At 53.0% G+C, this 17,142-nt stretch carries 14 protein-coding genes; 5 read left to right on the top strand and 9 right to left on the bottom strand.

Features of this window, described 5'->3' with window-relative positions; genetic code table 11:
- Position 1: 1 nt before the first annotated feature.
- The 3 genes from H8L47_RS10075 to H8L47_RS10085 are packed head-to-tail and all read left to right on the top strand — an operon-like array spanning position 2 to position 4,168.
- Complete coding sequence (locus tag H8L47_RS10075; protein WP_222616483.1) at positions 2-2,446, top strand: glycoside hydrolase family 31 protein; 2,445 nt, start codon at positions 2-4, stop codon at positions 2,444-2,446.
- A 1-nt stretch (position 2,447) separates the two neighbouring features.
- Positions 2,448-3,437, top strand: a complete 990-nt coding sequence (locus tag H8L47_RS10080) for a glucokinase (protein ID WP_186953471.1) — start codon at positions 2,448-2,450, stop codon at positions 3,435-3,437.
- Positions 3,437-4,168 carry a copper homeostasis protein CutC gene (locus H8L47_RS10085; protein ID WP_222616484.1) on the top strand — a complete coding sequence of 244 codons (732 nt, stop codon included), beginning with the start codon at positions 3,437-3,439 and terminating at the stop codon, positions 4,166-4,168. Before H8L47_RS10080 ends, H8L47_RS10085 begins: the two co-directional genes overlap by 1 nt.
- Positions 4,169-4,254: 86 nt before the next feature.
- Here the strand turns inward: H8L47_RS10085 and H8L47_RS10090 are convergent, their stop codons facing one another.
- From H8L47_RS10090 to H8L47_RS10125, 8 genes are all read right to left on the bottom strand, one after another.
- Positions 4,255-6,696: a GH92 family glycosyl hydrolase gene (locus H8L47_RS10090; RefSeq protein ID WP_230413682.1), complete on the bottom strand. Its 2,442-nt coding sequence runs from the start codon at positions 6,694-6,696 to the stop codon at positions 4,255-4,257.
- A 60-nt stretch (positions 6,697-6,756) separates the two neighbouring features.
- Positions 6,757-8,133, bottom strand: coding sequence for a glycoside hydrolase family 47 protein (locus tag H8L47_RS10095; protein WP_186953473.1), 1,377 nt, complete (start codon positions 8,131-8,133; stop codon positions 6,757-6,759).
- Between the two features lie 72 nt (positions 8,134-8,205).
- A complete protein-coding gene (locus H8L47_RS10100; protein WP_230413683.1) occupies positions 8,206-9,120 on the bottom strand; it encodes a carbohydrate kinase family protein in 915 nt (304 codons plus the stop codon).
- Positions 9,110-10,339 (bottom strand): AGE family epimerase/isomerase, encoded by a 1,230-nt coding sequence (locus H8L47_RS10105; protein WP_186953474.1) that lies wholly within the window; start codon positions 10,337-10,339, stop codon positions 9,110-9,112. Before H8L47_RS10105 ends, H8L47_RS10100 begins: the two co-directional genes overlap by 11 nt.
- 69 nt (positions 10,340-10,408) lie before the next feature.
- Positions 10,409-11,392, bottom strand: coding sequence for a LacI family DNA-binding transcriptional regulator (locus tag H8L47_RS10110; protein ID WP_186953475.1), 984 nt, complete (start codon positions 11,390-11,392; stop codon positions 10,409-10,411).
- Between the two features lie 452 nt (positions 11,393-11,844).
- Complete coding sequence (locus H8L47_RS10115; protein ID WP_186953476.1) at positions 11,845-13,281, bottom strand: MFS transporter; 1,437 nt, start codon at positions 13,279-13,281, stop codon at positions 11,845-11,847.
- A gap of 413 nt (positions 13,282-13,694) precedes the next feature.
- Positions 13,695-14,174: an SMI1/KNR4 family protein gene (locus tag H8L47_RS10120; RefSeq protein WP_186953477.1), complete on the bottom strand. Its 480-nt coding sequence runs from the start codon at positions 14,172-14,174 to the stop codon at positions 13,695-13,697.
- A gap of 133 nt (positions 14,175-14,307) precedes the next feature.
- Positions 14,308-15,015: a hypothetical protein gene (locus H8L47_RS10125; protein WP_186953478.1), complete on the bottom strand. Its 708-nt coding sequence runs from the start codon at positions 15,013-15,015 to the stop codon at positions 14,308-14,310.
- Between the two features lie 148 nt (positions 15,016-15,163).
- On the opposite strand from H8L47_RS10125, the gene H8L47_RS10130 reads away from it, so the two are divergent.
- Positions 15,164-15,673 carry a DUF2199 domain-containing protein gene (locus H8L47_RS10130; RefSeq protein WP_186953479.1) on the top strand — a complete coding sequence of 170 codons (510 nt, stop codon included), beginning with the start codon at positions 15,164-15,166 and terminating at the stop codon, positions 15,671-15,673.
- A 173-nt stretch (positions 15,674-15,846) separates the two neighbouring features.
- On the top strand, positions 15,847-16,314 hold the full coding sequence (locus H8L47_RS10135) for a hypothetical protein (protein WP_186953480.1): 468 nt from the start codon (positions 15,847-15,849) through the stop codon (positions 16,312-16,314).
- Positions 16,315-16,342: 28 nt separating this feature from the next.
- Here H8L47_RS10135 and H8L47_RS10140 read toward each other — a convergent pair whose 3' ends face one another.
- Positions 16,343-17,119 (bottom strand): hypothetical protein, encoded by a 777-nt coding sequence (locus H8L47_RS10140; protein ID WP_186953481.1) that lies wholly within the window; start codon positions 17,117-17,119, stop codon positions 16,343-16,345.
- Positions 17,120-17,142: the final 23 nt, after the last annotated feature.

The following is a 17,142-nucleotide window of genomic DNA, read 5'->3' on the forward strand; positions in this document are numbered from 1 at the left end:
CATGCGAAGAAAATTGCCAAATCTAAAAACCGCCCTGTCTATCCTGCTATGCAGTGCCAGCCTGTTGCTGGAGGTGAATCCAGTCTCAGCCCAACCCGTCATGCAGGCAGGGAAGCTGACCTCTTTCACGCGCAATGCCGACGGCGTGGCGATAGCCACTGAGCATGCCCATGTGGCACTGACGGTATTTGCCCCCGGTGTGATACGTGTGCGCGTAGACAAGAAAGCCCTGGGGCCGGATTTTTCTTATGCCGTCACTGGCAAGCCCGGCAAGACAGATTTCCAGCTCAGTGAGCAGGAAGACAAGCTGGTGTTGAAAACGGCTGCCTTGCAGGTGCAGATACAGAAACGGCCATTTTCTGTGCGCTTTGAAACGCCAGAAGGTGTGCTCATCAACCAGGATGAACCTGGCTTGTCCAATGCTTGGATAGGTGACGAAGTCGGTAGCTACAAGACGCTGCAAGAGGGTGAGCGCTTTATCGGGCTGGGTGAAAAAACCGGCAACCTCGACAGACGTGGCAGTGCCTACACCAACTGGAATACCGATGCCTTTCGCTATACCGGAGAAACCGATCCCCTGTATGCCAGCATCCCCTTCTACATAGGCATACATCATGGCTTGAGCTATGGCATTTTCTTTGACAACAGCTACCAGACTGACTTTAATTTTGGTGCCAGCAACCGGCGTTTTTCTTCCTTCTCCGCCCAGGGTGGTGAGCTCAATTATTACTTCATTTTCCAGCCGCGTGTGGCAGACATTATCCGTTCATATACAGACCTGACCGGGCGCATGCCCTTACCGCCCTTATGGAGTCTGGGCTATCAGCAAAATCGCTGGTCTTATTATCCAGAAGCAGAAGTGATGCGGATAGCGAACACCTTGCGCGAAAAGAAAATCCCGGCAGACGGCATCACCCTCGATATCCATTACATGGATGGTTATCGCGTATTCAGCTGGGACAAGCAGGCATTTCCTGACCCCAAGGCCATGACAGACAAGCTGGCAGCACTGGGTTTCAAAACCACCGTAATTGTTGACCCCGGCATCAAGATAGACCCAGGCTATGGCACTTATGCACGCGGCATGCAGCAGGATGTATTTCTGCGCTATGCCGATGGCGCGCCCTATGCCGGCGAAGTGTGGCCAGGCTGGGTGTATTTCCCGGACTTTACCCGCCCTGCGGCGCGCGCCTGGTGGCAGGCTGAAATCGCCAGTTATGCAAAGCAAGGGGTGGCCGGTATATGGAATGACATGAACGAGATATCCACCTGGGGCCAGAAAATGCCCAACAATATTCTCTTCGATTATGATGGCCACCCCACTACCCACAAGCAGGGCCGCAATGTCTATGCGCTGGAGATGGCCAGAGCCAGCCATGAGGGAATGAAGCAGGCAACAGGCGAACGCCCATTCACCTTGTCACGCTCAGGCTATGCTGGCTTGCAGCGCTACGCGGCGATCTGGACAGGTGACAATACGGCAGATGAAGATCATATGTTGCTGGGTGTACGCCTGCTCAATAGCCTGGGCCTGAGCGGCATGCCATTTACTGGCATGGATATCGGTGGGTTCACCGGCACGCCTGCGCCTGGCCTGTATGCACGCTGGATGCAGATAGGTGCTTTCACGCCCTACTTCCGCAATCATGCGGCCAGTGACAGCCGCTCGTCTGAACCATGGACTTATGGTGAAGACGTGCTCAATATCAGCCGCAATTATATTAATTTGCGCTACCGTCTCATGCCTTATTTGTATTCCAGTTTTTACCAGGCAAGCAACTCCGGCCTGCCGGTCATGCGCTCACTGGCGATAGATTACACCCATGATGAACAGGTATATAGCAGACATTACCAAAACCAGTATATGTTTGGCGATGCTTTCCTGGTTGCGCCTTTTGCCAGCAACAAGGAATTTGGCCGTCTCTACCTGCCCCAGGGTGACTGGTATGACTTGTATAGCGACAAGCTGGAAGCTGGCAAGCAAGCCAGGGCGCTGGAATTGCGGCTTGACCGTTTGCCAGTCTATGTCAAGGCGGGCAGCATCGTGCCTATGCAGTCGCTGGTACAAAGCACGGCGCAGCAACCGGAAGACACCTTGTTCATCCATGTTTATCACGGAACGCAAGGCAACACTGTCAGCTATTACGAAGATGACGGCAAATCCTATGCCTATCAAAATGGCGATTACTACAAGCGCCAGATCAGCTTTAAGCCAGAGCGCAAGGAGATACAATTCGACGCTGTAGAAGGAAAACATGGCTCCAAATTCCGCAAGCTGGAAATCCTCTTGCACGGTTTTCATGGTGTCAACAGTGTAGAGTTAAACGGCAAGACTCTCCCTGTGCAGGCACGACGTGTTGGTTTTCTCGGTAAAGGCGATAAAGAGTTGAATTTATCTGCTGTCACGACCGCCAATAGTGCTGAAAAATTCACGCTCAGGTATTGATATGTCGACGCTGTTATCAAACCAACTGATCGTCGCGGATGTAGGGGGAACCCATGCCCGCTTTGCCATTGCCGGGCTAAACCCGCACGGCGAACCTGAACTCAGGGATTATCATCGCTTTGCCTGCGCGGATTATTCCAGCCTGGCCGCGATTATTCGTGCCTATCGTGAAATGACTGACAAGCAATTAAATCAAGCCAACAGTCAAGCCAGCATCGCCATTGCCGGTGTGATACAACAAGACCAGGTGCGCAATAGCAATTTGCCCTGGCCTGTCTCTCGCATGCAAACCATGCAAGAGAGCGGACTTGCGCAATTGCGCTTTGTGAATGATTTTGCGGCACTTGCCTGGTCGGTGCCTGTCATCAACGCGGCAGATGCGCTCATCCTCAATCCAGGCAATGCACCAGCGCTGGTCGGACCAGTGCTGGTGGTGGGGCCAGGAACCGGGCTGGGCGCGGCAGTCTGGCTGCCAGGGCCACCTTCTCAGGTACTGGCGACGGAAGCGGGCCATGCAGCACTGGCGGCTGGCAATCCACAAGAGGCATTACTGCTTGCACAATGCTGGAAATCTACGCCTCATGTTGACAATGAAATGTTTTTGTCTGGCCCTGGCCTGTTGCGTCTGTATCGCACACTTGCGCTCATGCAGGGCAAAGCCAGTACCCTGGAAACCCCGGCGCAAGTAAGCGCTGCTGCCATCGCCGGGCAAGATAGTATTGCCCAGGAAGCCGTAGAGACTTTTTGTGCCTTGCTGGGCAGTTTGCTCGGCGATCTGGCGATTTATTATGGTGCGCAGGCAGTCTACCTGGCAGGCGGGATACCCGCGCAGATCAGCGAACTCCTGCAAAAAAGCGATTTCAGAAACCGCTTTTTAAACAAGGGTGTGATGCGTGCGGTGGTAGAAAATGTCCCGGTCTATCTGATAGAACCCGGCCAGCTTGCCTTGCTGGGTGCGGCCCAATGGAATTGGCAAACAGGAGTACGCTGATGGCGGGGATCCTGCTGGAAATTGCTGCGAATTCGATCGAGTCTGCCCTGGCTGCCGAGGCCGGTGGCGCAGACCGGATCGAGCTTTGCGATAACCTCGAACAAGGCGGCACCACGCCTTCGCATGGCACGATCGCGATTGCGCGTGAACGCTTGCATATACCCATCCATGTCTTGATACGGCCACGCTCAGGGGATTTTATCTACACCGAGGCGGAGCGCGAAGTCATGCTCTACGATATAGAACACTGCTTGCAGACGGGCTGCGATGGTGTGGTGCTTGGCGCACTGGATGCGGAAGCAGAGGTGGATAGCACATTCTGCCGCGCCATGCGCGCAGCGGCAGGCAATATGTCATTGAGCTTTCATCGCGCCTTTGATCTTTGTGCCGCGCCAGAGCGCAGCCTGGAGGAGATCATCTCGCTTGGCTTCGAGCGCATATTGAGTTCAGGTCTGGCAGACTCTGCCCCGCTAGGTAATGCACAACTCGCCAGCTTGGTGCGCCAGGCAAACCAACGCCTCAGCATCATGGCTGGCGCAGGTATCAGGCCGGAGAATCTGGCTGTCCTAGTGGCAGCAAGCGGCGTCACCGAAGTGCACGCCTCGGCCAGTGGAGTGCATTTCGGTACGTTACATCACAAAAGAAAATTGCACGGGCTTGCAGCGGACTTTTTGGAAACACAAACAGAGCTTGTACGGGAGTTGCGCCAGGTGTTGGATCAGTTGGCGTGATTAATCTGGTGGGCTGAAACAAAAAAAGCAGGACCGGGGGCAGTCCTGCCTATAAACTCGTTGAGTGTGTGAAGCTTAATTAGTTTTTATTGTTTATCGAGCGCGCCTGGCGGCAGTGCCTGCAAACTGCTGCCCCAGGATTTGGCTTTGTCATCACTGCTCAGGTCCAGGCTGAGTTTGCCACCGGCCTGTATCTGCTCCCAGGATAACCATACCCGTGACAACGGTTTGCCCTGCCACTGCGCCTGGCGGATATAGCGTATGGGCGTACGGGCTGCAGCCTTGCTTTCTATGCTGAGCGTTTTGCCATTTCCCAGATCCAGATCGACCTTGGAAAATTTGGGTGCATGCAGCAAGAACTGGCCGCTGCCCGGCATCCACGGATAGATACCCAGGCTGCTGAAAATATACCAGGCCGACATGGTGCCAAGATCATCGTTGCCAGTCACGCCGTTCGGGGCATTGCTGAACAGGGTTTCTGCGGCACGCAGGACCGTGGTGGTTTTCCAGGGTTGACCTGCCAGGGTATACATCCATGGCACATGCAAATCCGGCTCGTTATTGGGGTTGTAGCGATACTGGTTATAGTAACTGTATGGCCCCACCACCCAGTCCTTGCGTACAGCCTGGTAATCGTTCTTCTCGATTTCATCAAAGGCAAAGAAGGCATCGAGTCGCTTGGCTGCTGCCTCACGCCCACCCATTTCGGCAAACAAGGCTTGTGCATCCTGCGGCACCAGCCATTGGTATTGCCAGGCTGTGCCTTCATGAAAGCCATGTTCGGCACGCGGATTGTAGTGGCCTTGCAGTTCTGAGTACCAGCTACCATTTTCCAGTCTTGGCCGTGGGAAGCCCTTGAAGCCCAGCTCTTTGTCAGCGGCATCCTTGTCCCACAGCTTGCGCCAGTTTTGCGCACGCTGGCGCAATATGGCAGCATCTGCCTTTTCACCCAGCGCCTCTGCCATGTAGGCCAGTGCGCCATCGGCTGCGGCATATTCCAGGGTTGCTGAGGCACCATGATGCGGATCTACATCCATGCCCTTGGCCCTGAAGCCTTTATCGTATTGCACGAAACCATCACGCAGATATTGTGGGTTGCCTGCCCGCCCTTCTGAGCGCAATTTAAAACTTGGCACTTCAAAGGCATTCTGGCGCAAGGCAGCATAGGCAGCTTTTTCCTTGCCCGCCAGGGCACCATAGCGCCACAAGTCAGCCATGAAAGGTGTGACCGGGTCACCCGTCATGACATTCGATTCAAAATTCGCATAACCCCAGCGCGGCAACCAGCCTGCCTGCTGTTGTATCTTCAAGACCGAGTCGGCAATATCACGCGCCCTGGCTGGACGCAGCAATGCGATCAGCTGATTCTGGGCGCGGTAAGTGTCCCATAGTGAAAAGAATTCGTAGTAGTTGCCATTGTCGACCTTGTGGATGACATCGTCGTAGCCGCGGTAACGCCCGTCAGTATCATTGCCTGTCAGCGGTTGCAACAGTGCATGGTAAAGCGCGGTATAAAAGACGGTGCGGTCATCCGTGCTTGCACCTTCTACGCGTATGCTGGAGAGTTCCTTATCCCATTCGTCCTGCGCCTGCTTGCGCATATGGTCAAAGCTGCGCAGCTTGCCATTGACTTTGCCTTCTGCGCGCAAATTTTTCCTTGCTCCTTCTGCATCGACATGGGAAATAGCGCTGATGGCGGTGACTGCCTTGTTCGCTTTCAGGTCAAAACTGAGCCAGGCACCATGCGGCTTGCTGTCACCTTGCTGGCTCAATTGCATTGTGGCCTCAGTACCGCCGCTTTCATCCCAGATGCCATGAGTACGGAAAGGCTGGTCAAATTCCAGCCTGAACCAGGTTGTGTATTGCGCGCCGCCGCAGAAACTGCGCGTGACTATCTTGCCTTCCAGGGTGTGATTATCGAGCACTTGCAGATGGCTGCCTACCACTGAATGCCGTTCATTTGCCTGACCAAGATTGACCAGGATATGGCCTGTTTCAGTGGTCTCATGGAAAGTATAACGCTCGGCTCCAGCCCTGGTGACTGCCGTAGTCTCAGCAGTGATGCCACCATAATCGGTAAGCCTGACTTTGAAGTAACCCGCATGGCCCACTTCACCATCGTGGGTGTAGCGGGAACCGTAAACTTTATGGTCGAAGCTGCCCGGCTTGCTGGTATCAAAATTACCGCCAGGTTTGATGCTGCCTGTGACGGGCAGGACTGAGAGTTGGCCGCCCTGCTCCCAGCATCCAGCGCCAGACAAGAACGAATGGCCAAAGCCACGAATTTTTTGATCGGTATAGCGCCAGCCTGAATAGTGCTCGCCGATAGGGCTGAGCTGTATCATGCCAAAGGGGGCGACAGCTCCAGGAAAAGTATTGCCGTCATCCTGGGTGCCAATAAAGGTGTTGACCGGGTAGTTTTTGTCTTTTGCTGTATCTGCATAAGCGATACTGCTGGCATTAGTGCCGGCCAGTAGCGCAATCATGCTGGCGACAGCTAAGCGCCTGAAAGTGGATAGAGTATTCAATTTGTCTCCTGTGTTTTTGTCTTGCCGTCATCGTGATGGCGGCAAGGTTCATCTTTTGCTTTATTTCTTTTGGTTCAGCTTGAATGGATGCGCTTCTGTATTGAAAGTGACTGCATCAAAATTGAGAGTCTTCTTTGGTGCGAACAGCAAATAGAAATATTTGAAGGTTTCGGCAAATACAAAGCTTTCCATCGAGTCTTCGCGGCTGGTATTGCGGACATCCTTGAGCGCGGTGAATCCAGCTTCGCTACGGCAGCGCTTGACAAAGTCGAGGAAAAATTCCTTGCCCATGGCGCGGTACTTGTTGTCACCTGTGTAGTGGTACAGGTAATACGCTGACTCGACGATCTCAGGACGCAAGGCATATTCCGGCGAAGTAACTTGCATGGTCTGATAGTTCAGGGCTTCTGGCTCTATGCCATGCAGACGCCACATTTTCAGATTGGATTCCTGCAGGCGTTTGGCTCTGTCCATGTCACCACCGAGAGCCAGTAAGGCTGGCATGAAGGCATCGAGTGCGCCATATTGCGTGGCGTTACGGGTGCCCTTGTCCATGTCAGCATGGCCGTACCAGAGTTCGCCACGTACCTCGTCGCCTAAATACTGGTTAACGCCGGGGATACTTTTTTCCCACATGGTCTTACAATCCTGGTCACCAAACAACTTCCAGCATTTGTACAGATATTCATAGTAGGAATCGATACCACCACCGATGTGGGCGTTCTTGTTGACCCAGACACCCGCCTCGACATCGACGGCTGACCCAACCAGGCCCAGCTTGGAGCGCAGATCATAAGTAGCCACCAGCGCCCGCTTGGCTTTGTCATAATAAACCGGGTTGCCAGTCAGCTTGCTCAGCATGCCAAACTCCAGCAGCAAGGTGCCTGTTTCTGCCGGGTTACTGATCTTGCCACGTACCTTGCCAGTGCGCAGATTGACATGGGTGTAAGGCATGCCAGTGGGCGATTCAAATACCGGCAGCAAGCGCTGGCCCAAGTCCGTGGCCAGCGCCAGCAATCTTGGGTCTTCGGTCATCTGGTAGGCAGACAGCAGGCCACCCAGCAAGCGTATGGTGATTTCAAAATTCTGGACATCCATGTCCTGGTCGAAAGAGAGCTTGCTGGCAATCAGCTCACGTGCTTCATCAGCCTCTTTCTTCAAGCCCATCAGCAACAGGGTATCGAGCGCATCCACCGGTGTCATCAATAATGACTGGGCATACCAGTTATGGCCGGTTTTGCTCACCGGTTTCAAGGCATCCTGGCCCCAGGCATAGCGCTTGTAGGATTGCCAGGCATGCTGGGTTTCCTTTTTTACTTGCTGGGCCAGATGGGCAGCTTCTTTTTCCGTGACGGTTTCCTGCTTTGAGGCGTGGCTCAGGTTGCCGATACTCAGAGCGGCCACCAGCAGTATGCCGGGCAATAGTTTGATACGCATGTTGTTCTCCTCAATCACTGATATGGATGTTTTTTTGTCAGGGTCTTTGTCTGTGATCTCTGTTCAAGATCTCTATACAGAAGCGTTGTACAGTGCTTCGATTTGTTGCAGGCTTGGTGCCTGCGCGCCTGCTGCCAGGCAAGCTGCCGCACCGGCCGCCAGGGAAAAGCGAAGGTGGCTGGTCTGCTCTCTTTCCGGATGCATGGTCAGGCTATACAGCAAACCTGCAATGCTGGCGTCGCCTGCACCTATGGTGTCAGCCACCGTCACCTTAATGGCGTCGGCCTGCCATACCAACTCTGCTACATGCAATGAAGCGCCCAGTTCGCCACGGGTGTACAAGACGGTGGCGGCAGGGTTAATGGCGCGCAATTGCGTGAATGCCTGATCAGCATCCTGGCAACGGAACAAGCCGCGCAGGTCATCGTCAGAGACCTTGATCAGGTCTGCCAGTTGCCCCATTTCTTGCAGGATGGGGTCATAGTCGGCATTCATGTTGTTGCGGAAATTCGGGTCGTAACTAATCCGCACACCTTGCGCCTTCAACTGACGTGCCAGACTCAATAATTTTCCTGCCAGCGGCTGGCGGGCCAGGCTGATGCCGCCAAAATGCGCCCATTGCAAGCGTGAACTCCAGCCTGTCGGCAACTGTGCCGGGTCAAAATGCAGGTCTGCACTATCGCTGCCGATAAAGAAGTAACTGGGCGGTGTGCTTTCGCCAACGATGGCCAGCAATGGCGGGCGATCGTATTGCTGCAGCAAACGCAAATCCAGCCCGGCATCGGCACTGGCGCGTACCAGTTCCTGCCCGAACAAATCCTTGCTGACGGCACCTGCGAAACCGGTTGCCAGACCCAGTTTGGCCATGCTGCGGGCCACATTCCAGGTCGAGCCACCAACCACGCTGCGCCATTGGCCGGGGCCGCAAGCGATCATGTCGGTCAGGGCTTCACCGGCACTGAGCATGATGGGGAATTCAGCTTCCATGTTTCTCCTCCTTCAGAACGCGCAGGATTTCATAGCAGGCACCCATGGTGTGATAATCCACTTTACCCGCCGGGCTTTTCTCATCACTGAGCTTGTTATTTTCGCGCGACAATATCCTGAACCAGGCACCAAACTCATGATCTATCATGTGCTGCCAGCTGTACTGCCACAGGTGTTCATAGGTGTCCCAATAGCTTTGCTTGCCTGTGCGTTTAGCCAGCAGGGCTGCGGCAGCCATGGATTCGGCCTGCACCCAGAAGTATTTGTCACCATCACAGATACTGCCATCCGGGGCGAAGCCATAGCAGATACCACCGTATTGTTCATCCCAGGCGAACTGCATGGCTTTCTGGAACAAGGCTTCGGCAGTAGGCAATAGCCATTCCTTGTCGTGTTGCAGATGCTGGGCATGGCTTTCCAGTTGCAGCAATAACTTGGACCACTCGGTGAAATGGCCAGGCTGGAATCCCCAGGGGCGGAACAGATTGGCCTTGTCATCCAGGTTGTAGTTCCAGTCTATGTTCCAGTTGGCGTCGTAGTGTTCCCAGATCATGCCACCCGCCAGCGCAGCCTGGCGCTGGGTGATGTTGTGTGCCACGGTTTCTGCCCTGTGCAAAAAATGCAGATCACCGGTTGCCTCATAGGCGGCCAGCAAGGCCTCGCAGGCATGCATATTGGCATTCTGACCGCGATAGCTGTCCAGATGCTGCCAGTCGGCACTGGCCTGGTCGGCATACAGACCATGTTGAGGCTCCCAGAACCGGCGTTCCATCAAGGCCATGGTTTCATCGAGATAGCCACGAGCCTCTGCCACGCCAGCCATCAATGCATGGGCATAAGCCAGCATGACGAAGGCCAGGCCATAGCAGTGATTATCGCCATCGACGACGGTCTTGCTGGCGTTTTCCCAGCGCAATTGCCAGGCGTAGCCGCCAGTCACCGGGTCACGGTGCACCTGGCGCAAGAAATCCACGCCATGCTTCACCTGCTCCAGATAGGCTGGATTATCAAATTGACGATAAGCCATGGCATACACAAAGACAAAGCGGGTGCTGCTGACCAGATGGCGACTCTGGCTATCATAGATACTGCCATTGTCCTTGAAGTAGTGGTAGAAGCCACCACTGGCATCAATACTGCGCGGATAGTAAAAATTCAGCGTGTCACTGATATGGTCAGTCAGGACAGAAATTGATTTGAAGTCAGGAAAGGGATGCATACAGGTATGGGTGGTGGTCAATAAGGGCCAAAAATTGTTACAAATCATCGTTACAACTGATCGTTACAACTAATCGTCGCAACTGCTTTCGCGCACGATCAGTTCAACGGCCAGGGTTTTTTCTACGATGTCGTCTGCTTGTTTGCGTATCAGCAAATCCACGCCGGTGGCACCGAGTGCTTCTTTGTTCACCCTGATACTGCTCAGGGGAGGTATCGACTTGGCGGCAGCGCTGATATCATCAAAACCAACTATGGCGATGTCATGCGGCACCTTCATGCCAAGGTCAAGACAGTAGTGCAGCGCCGCCAGAGCAGCGCTATCGTTGTAGCAAAACACGGCATCAGGAGGGCGACTGAGGCTCAGCAGTTCGCGCATGGCTTCGCGCACGCCGCCTTCAATGTCGCTGGGGTCGGGGATGCTGACTTCCAGGCTGGGATCTGCCAGGGTCTTGGATTCATACAGGGCCTGGCGGAAACCACGCGCCCTTTCCTGGATACTGAAATGTGCCAGTGAGCCTGAGATCATGGCGATACGTTTGCGGCCAGTCTGTATCAGATGGCGGGTAGCCAGGAAGCCACCCAGGCGGTTGTCGGGGTTGATCGAGGTATAGCCGCGCAAACGCATGTCTACCAGCACGATGGGCTTGCTGGTGTGCAGCAGGGCTTGCAACAGTTCTGGCTCAAAAAAGCCAGCGCACAATATCGCGTCCGGCTGGTGCAGGCGTATCTGCTCCATGACAGGCTCTGAGGGGCCGATTGCCACGAAAGAGAGTGCTATCCCTTCCCGGCGGCAAGCCTCTTCGGCACCATGCAGTACAGGGGAGAAAAAAGGGCTGCTCGACAGGGTATTGTGCTGGCGATGCAGGAGGAAAACGATGCGCCTGATCCGGCCCTGCTTGAGATTGCCAAAATCATAGCCCAGCTCACGCGCCACTTTGCTGACACGCACGCGTGTGGCCTCGGTTAGGCCACTCTGGTTCTTCAATGCGCGTGATACCGTACCAATCGACAGTCCGGTCGCCTGTGCAATATCGCGTATGGTCACACTCATGAAGTGAACTCCTTGCTGGTTAGGTCAGTTTCGATATCTGGAAAACGGGCATTCATCATGTTCATTGTGCTGATCAGGCTTCTTGTTCTGAATGCGCTTCATGCATTCTTGCGTTTATCAACATCAGCGCCGCATCTGCGTGCTGCATATGCCTTGCCAAGGGTAAATTCAAGCGACCTTGAGCAAACTCAAGCAGGCTTAAGCAGGATTAAGCAGGTTTAATAAACGTATCAGCGCATGTCAACAAAGCCTGTAAATCCTCAGAAAATGCAGTGTTTTACAGAGTAACTCTTTTATACAGGTGGCAAAATCGAGGGTCAATAAACGGCGGGTAAATTGTCTTAGTTTATTAATTTTAGTAAACAAACTTTAAAAAAAGCGCTTTATTGATGCAGATCAAAAAAAATGGCGCACCTGAAGCGGCGCGCCATGCAAGTCAGCAACAGCTATTTTTAATGCCCGGCGGTGCTGGTTTTACCCAGTTTGATACCTTGCGCACGCAAGATGCCCTGCACTTTCCAGGCATAGAATGCCAGGTAGGCAAAGCAGACGACGCCCACCAGGTAACTCATTTGTATGCCTATCTTGTCAGCCACATATCCCTGCAACCAGCTGACGATGCCGCCACCCATGATCATCATGATCAGGTAATTGCTGCCCTGGCCTGTGTGCTTGCCCAGGCCGCTGATTGCCAGGGTAAAGATGCAGGGCCACAGAGTGCTGCAAAACAAACCTATGCTGGTGAATGCATACACACTGACCATGCCCGAGGTACTCATGCCGATGACCAGGCCAGCTATCCCCAGCAGGGAAAAGATGCCCAGCATTTTGGCGGGATTACCCTGGCTCAGCATGTCGGCTGCAATCAGTACCAGCACGATGGCGGCATACACATAAAATTGACTGAGCTCATGCTGGGCGATCGCATTGACCAGCAGGAACACGCTGAAAGCCAGATAAGGTGCCAGGAACTTGAGCAGCTTGCCCAGGCCAGCCTGCACATCAAAGGCTTCAACTGCACCGGTCCAGCGCCCTATCATCAGACTGGCCCAGTACAGCGAGATAAACGGTGCCACGTCCCTGGTTTGCAAACCCAGCTTGCTTTCCATGTAGGCTGGCAGGTTGCTGGCGGTAGACACTTCTACGCCCACATACACAAAAATAGCCAGCATGCCCATGACCAGTTGCGGGAACTGCAGTGCCGATTGCTTGCCCGATGCATGGCCGGAATCTTCATTGGCCTGTACCGCCGGACGATCAGGCAGAGAAGAGAACTTCAGCATGATGGCGACCAGCAAGAACGCCGCACCCAGCATCAGATACGGGAATTTGACGCTTTCTATACTGAGCTGGCGGTTCATGCTCGTCGGCGCACCAAAGATGGCAAAGCTGACGATGAGCGGGCCGATGGTCGTGCCAAAATTGTTGACCCCACCCGCCAGTGTCAGCCTTTGCGAACCTGTCTCAGGGGAACCCAGGGCGATTGCCAGCGGGTTGGCGGCAGTCTGTTGCAGCGAGAACCCCAGGCCAACAATGAACAAGCCCGACAGCATCAGTGTGAAGGAGCCGGTATTTGCCGCTGGCAAAAACAACAGCGTGCCTGCCGCTGAGATCACCAGCCCGAGCGCCAGCCCGTTCTTGTAACCCATTTTATTGACCAGATCAACGCCCATGAAACGTGATACCGCCAGATAGATCAGTGAGCCTACGGTATAGGCCACGTAGAAAGCCAGGGACACCAGTTGGCTTTGCTCCTGGCTAAGATGAAAGGCTTCTTTAAAGACGGGGATGAGAATGTCATTGCTGGCAGCAACGAATCCCCAGAAAAAAAACACTGTCACCAGTGGTAAAAATTGTCCCCATTGTGTTTTTGTATTAGTCGCATGCATAGTGATATAAGTAATTTAGGTTTGACTGCACATGTTGCACTTGCCAGGCTTGGTTTGTCTCTCTTCGGTTTGGTGGTTTTATCCAGGTATGACAATAGTAAGCCTATCATCTGCACCTTGATTAGGAAACTGCAGTTTGTATATATACCGCCCTATGGACGGGCGTGCAATTCCAGTTTTATATTTGGATGATGTTTATAGATTTTACTAAACAGAGATTTACTAGGCCGTAGGGCATCCTTACGATGCATTTTGGAGGAACATGACAGGACCGTTCGTATAGTTTTGAAGCGCTTGCTACCGCTCTTTGCGCAATATACATAAGATTACGTTGTGCTTACAGCTACTGACAGTCTGCTCAATAATGGTCAGCTTTATTTTCGAAAAAACAGAGCCGTAGCAGGCTATCATAACTAACTCTCTTTAAACCATCTTTTGTCGGGATTCTTATAAAACATATCCTGATACGCTGAAATTGAATCTTTGATGTACTCAACAAAGCCCGAAGAAATCTGAATAGGCACAGGATTAGCCTCCGAGAATGCGAAAATTGGAGGATTATCATTCCCATCACAAATAAAATAGTGATATGACCCACCTTGGTATTCTGAAAAGAGGAATGCATTTTCAGGAAGTGAAAAACTCACTCCCCATTCTCGAACAGCTTCACCAAAGCTGTCCCACATATACAGCACATCATCATAAAAAAAACTAATATCTCGCGAAAATAACCCAGCTGAAATTCCGCATTGCTGTAGAAAGTCCTTATACGACTTGGGTAAGCGAATAGAGTACTTCTGTTCAATCAATTCAATTTCTTTAGCAGATATTCCTAAAATACCAGTTCCCTCATCTAGTCCCGCTTGCTCTAACCATTTTTTGAAATTTATCATGCAGTACTTCCCTTTATTTAGAAATTTTGGCCTTTTCTTATTTTCCCACCAGGTACAAGCGCTGACCTCGCATTGTCAGTATGAGTTCCAGGTATGAATCAAACGATCACATGACTACAGGCGACGTATTCACTCAAAGAATTTTCCACACCCTCTCAATCATGGCATAGCCCTGCCCATCATAGTGCTCCAACTCCGCACTACGATAAGGGAAAAAGTCATTCTCACCAAAGTAGGCTTCGCTGAGTTCGGCAAAGTATTCCTGATGATTGCTAAGGGCATAGGCTGCCTGCAACGCTGGCCTGTGGTCGCGGGTGACCTGGCGGTAGAGGCCAGCGGCTTTGGCATTTTCAAAGGCGCGCAGGATAGTGGCATCCAGCTCGGGGTGCTGAAAATGATAGGCGTGCGCCATTTCATGCAACAGGGCACAGGCTTGCGAATTGACCAGGGTGGTGAATTCTCTCCAGTTACAGATTTCTATATTTCCGGCAAACTCGATCGGGTAGCCATGTTCTTGCAACCATTTCGCCGAGGGATGATGTTGTGCACCGAAAGCGCGGTAAGTGCCGCTGGACACATAGATACTGACGCCCCGCAAACTGCCTTGTGTATGGGCGGGCAATTTTTTGAGTGTGCTCAATTGCCCGCTCAAGGCTGTCATGAAAGCAGACCTGGCAGCGGCATCTGCGGTTTGCAAACCCTGGTCGAACATCAGGGTCCAGCCATCGATCTGGATTTTCTGGTAGGGGCTGGCGGCACTCAAGGACGTGCTGGCCAGCGATAACCAAGCGGGAGCGAGCAGTAAGACACGGCGGCGCTGGTTGGGATGAGTTGTTGGCATGCGAGTTGTCAATGATCTCTTTGTCGACGATTAGAACATAGCGAACTGGACTGTTGCAATAGCCTGCTTTAGCCATGATAACGCTTAACGCCAGGTACAGATTGCTACTCATGCTAGACTTGCGGCCTGTTCCTCATTTATTGCAGTCATGATTTCTACGAACGGTTTTCAATGTGCGACATGCGGTGCATTTCATGAAGGCTATGCCATGTGCTATGGTCCTGCCGCTCCAGAAATATGGAGCACCATACCAGAAGCTGAACGCGACGCACGTTGCGTGCTATCGTCAGACCAGTGCATGGTGGATGAGCAATATTTCTTCGTACTGGGGCGAGTAGAAATCCCCATCATAGAAACGGGCGAACAATTTGTCTGGCTGGCTTGGGTCTCTTTAAGTGCTGAAAATTTTAATCGCACCTGCGAGTTATGGGAAGAAGAGGGCCGCGAAAATGAGCCGCCTTACTTTGCCTGGTTTTCTTCTGCCCTGCCCTATGAGAAAAGCACTCTCCATCTGGAAACCATCTTGCATACCCGTCCCCTGGGCGAACGCCCGGCAATAGAGCTACAGGAATGTGATCACGTTTTATACCATTATCAAAAGCACGGCATGCCACTGGCAGAACTGCAGGCGCTGACCGAGCGCATCATGCATGGCTGACCGACGGCAACAGCTAAAAAGTGATCTGACAGCGACAATCTGCAGAGTGATCTGTGCGCTCATTCACCCAGGCATCTCGCCTGCAGTGTTACTATCAATTTACTTGTCCAATTCAAAAATTTCATCCATTGAAACGCAGCAAAAAATACAGAAAAAACCCGCTCACGGAAAAGTTGCACATCAGCCGCGCGCAGCTTGATGGCCTGGATTTACTGGCAGAGTTGCTTGCATCTGCTCAGTTGCTTGAAGCAGCAAGCTTGCAGGCGAGCTTTGCCCGCATAGGTGAGGTTCTATATAGCAATGCCTTGCGCCTGCAACTTGATGAAGACAGCGATCACCTGATCCTGTTTGCCCGCAGCGTCGCTGGAGAAGTGATGTCCACCGAGGCGGCTCAGCTATTCTGGGAAGGCGCTTCGTGCTGGCACCATAGCCCCGGCTTTGACTTTCCACCCTTTATCAAAAAAGGCAGTGGTGCCAGGCTATCGGTGGCAGGAGTGCTGGCAACAGAAAGAACGCAGCAACTCATGGCTGCCATGTTTTTATGGGTTTTGCGCGTAGACCCTGATTTGCAGGAGCAAGCCCAGCTTATCCTGGATGCCTGCCCTGACTTTGCCCATTTGAAAACGATGATGCCGCCATGACTGCCTTTGCTATGTATGTTGCAGCAAGTTAGCTAAAAAACCTTTTCCACGTTGCGACCTCGTCATCCGGCCCGACGCTGCGTTTTTTGCAAATGTTGAAGCGGCCTGCGCCATTGTCTTTCAGGCTGCCGTCGTCGGCGATGTAATAACCGGTGCGGTAGTATTCTTGCTCATCCTTGAACTTGGGCTTGTGGATGACCACCGGTTGCAGCATGGTGGGCATGGGCTTGCCGTCCTTGGTCTTGCAATCCCACTTTACGGCGGAGCCGCTGTCGTCCACACGCATGGTGGCGACATGGTTGTTACGGGGCTGGTCCCATTTGATCTGGTAGACGGCATACGGCAATTTACTGGCGTTGGCCTTGAATTGCGGGTCGTCCTGGCGGGCTGGCACGGTATCGACCACGATCAGGGCCATGGAGGCATTGCGCTTAAATGGCATGGAGCGGAAGTTGGGTGATTCTCTGACCCAGTAACTGACATGGTAATTGCCCGCTTTGCTACTGTACACCTGGCGCAACTCTTGCTGACTGAACAAAGCCGCGCGTGATTCCAGCACCAGCTTGTAACCAAGCTGCTCGCCTTTGATATTGATGGCGGAGTAAGCAAAGTCCCTGAACTTGGGATCTGTCGCCATACGGCTATAGATGGGGTCATCAGCACGTTGGGTGATGACGTCGGCATCCTGGTCCATGGCGGGCATGGCTGTCCACATCTGGGCCTGGGCTGTACCGGCCAGGCTCAGCGCGGCAATACCGCATGCCAGGCCAACATGGATGTTCTTGATCGTGTAGGTATTCAACATGGTATTCAGGCGTCCAAAGAAAT

It is taken from the genome of Undibacterium umbellatum (assembly GCF_014284125.1).
Classification (GTDB): Bacteria; Pseudomonadota; Gammaproteobacteria; order Burkholderiales; family Burkholderiaceae_D; genus Undibacterium; species Undibacterium umbellatum.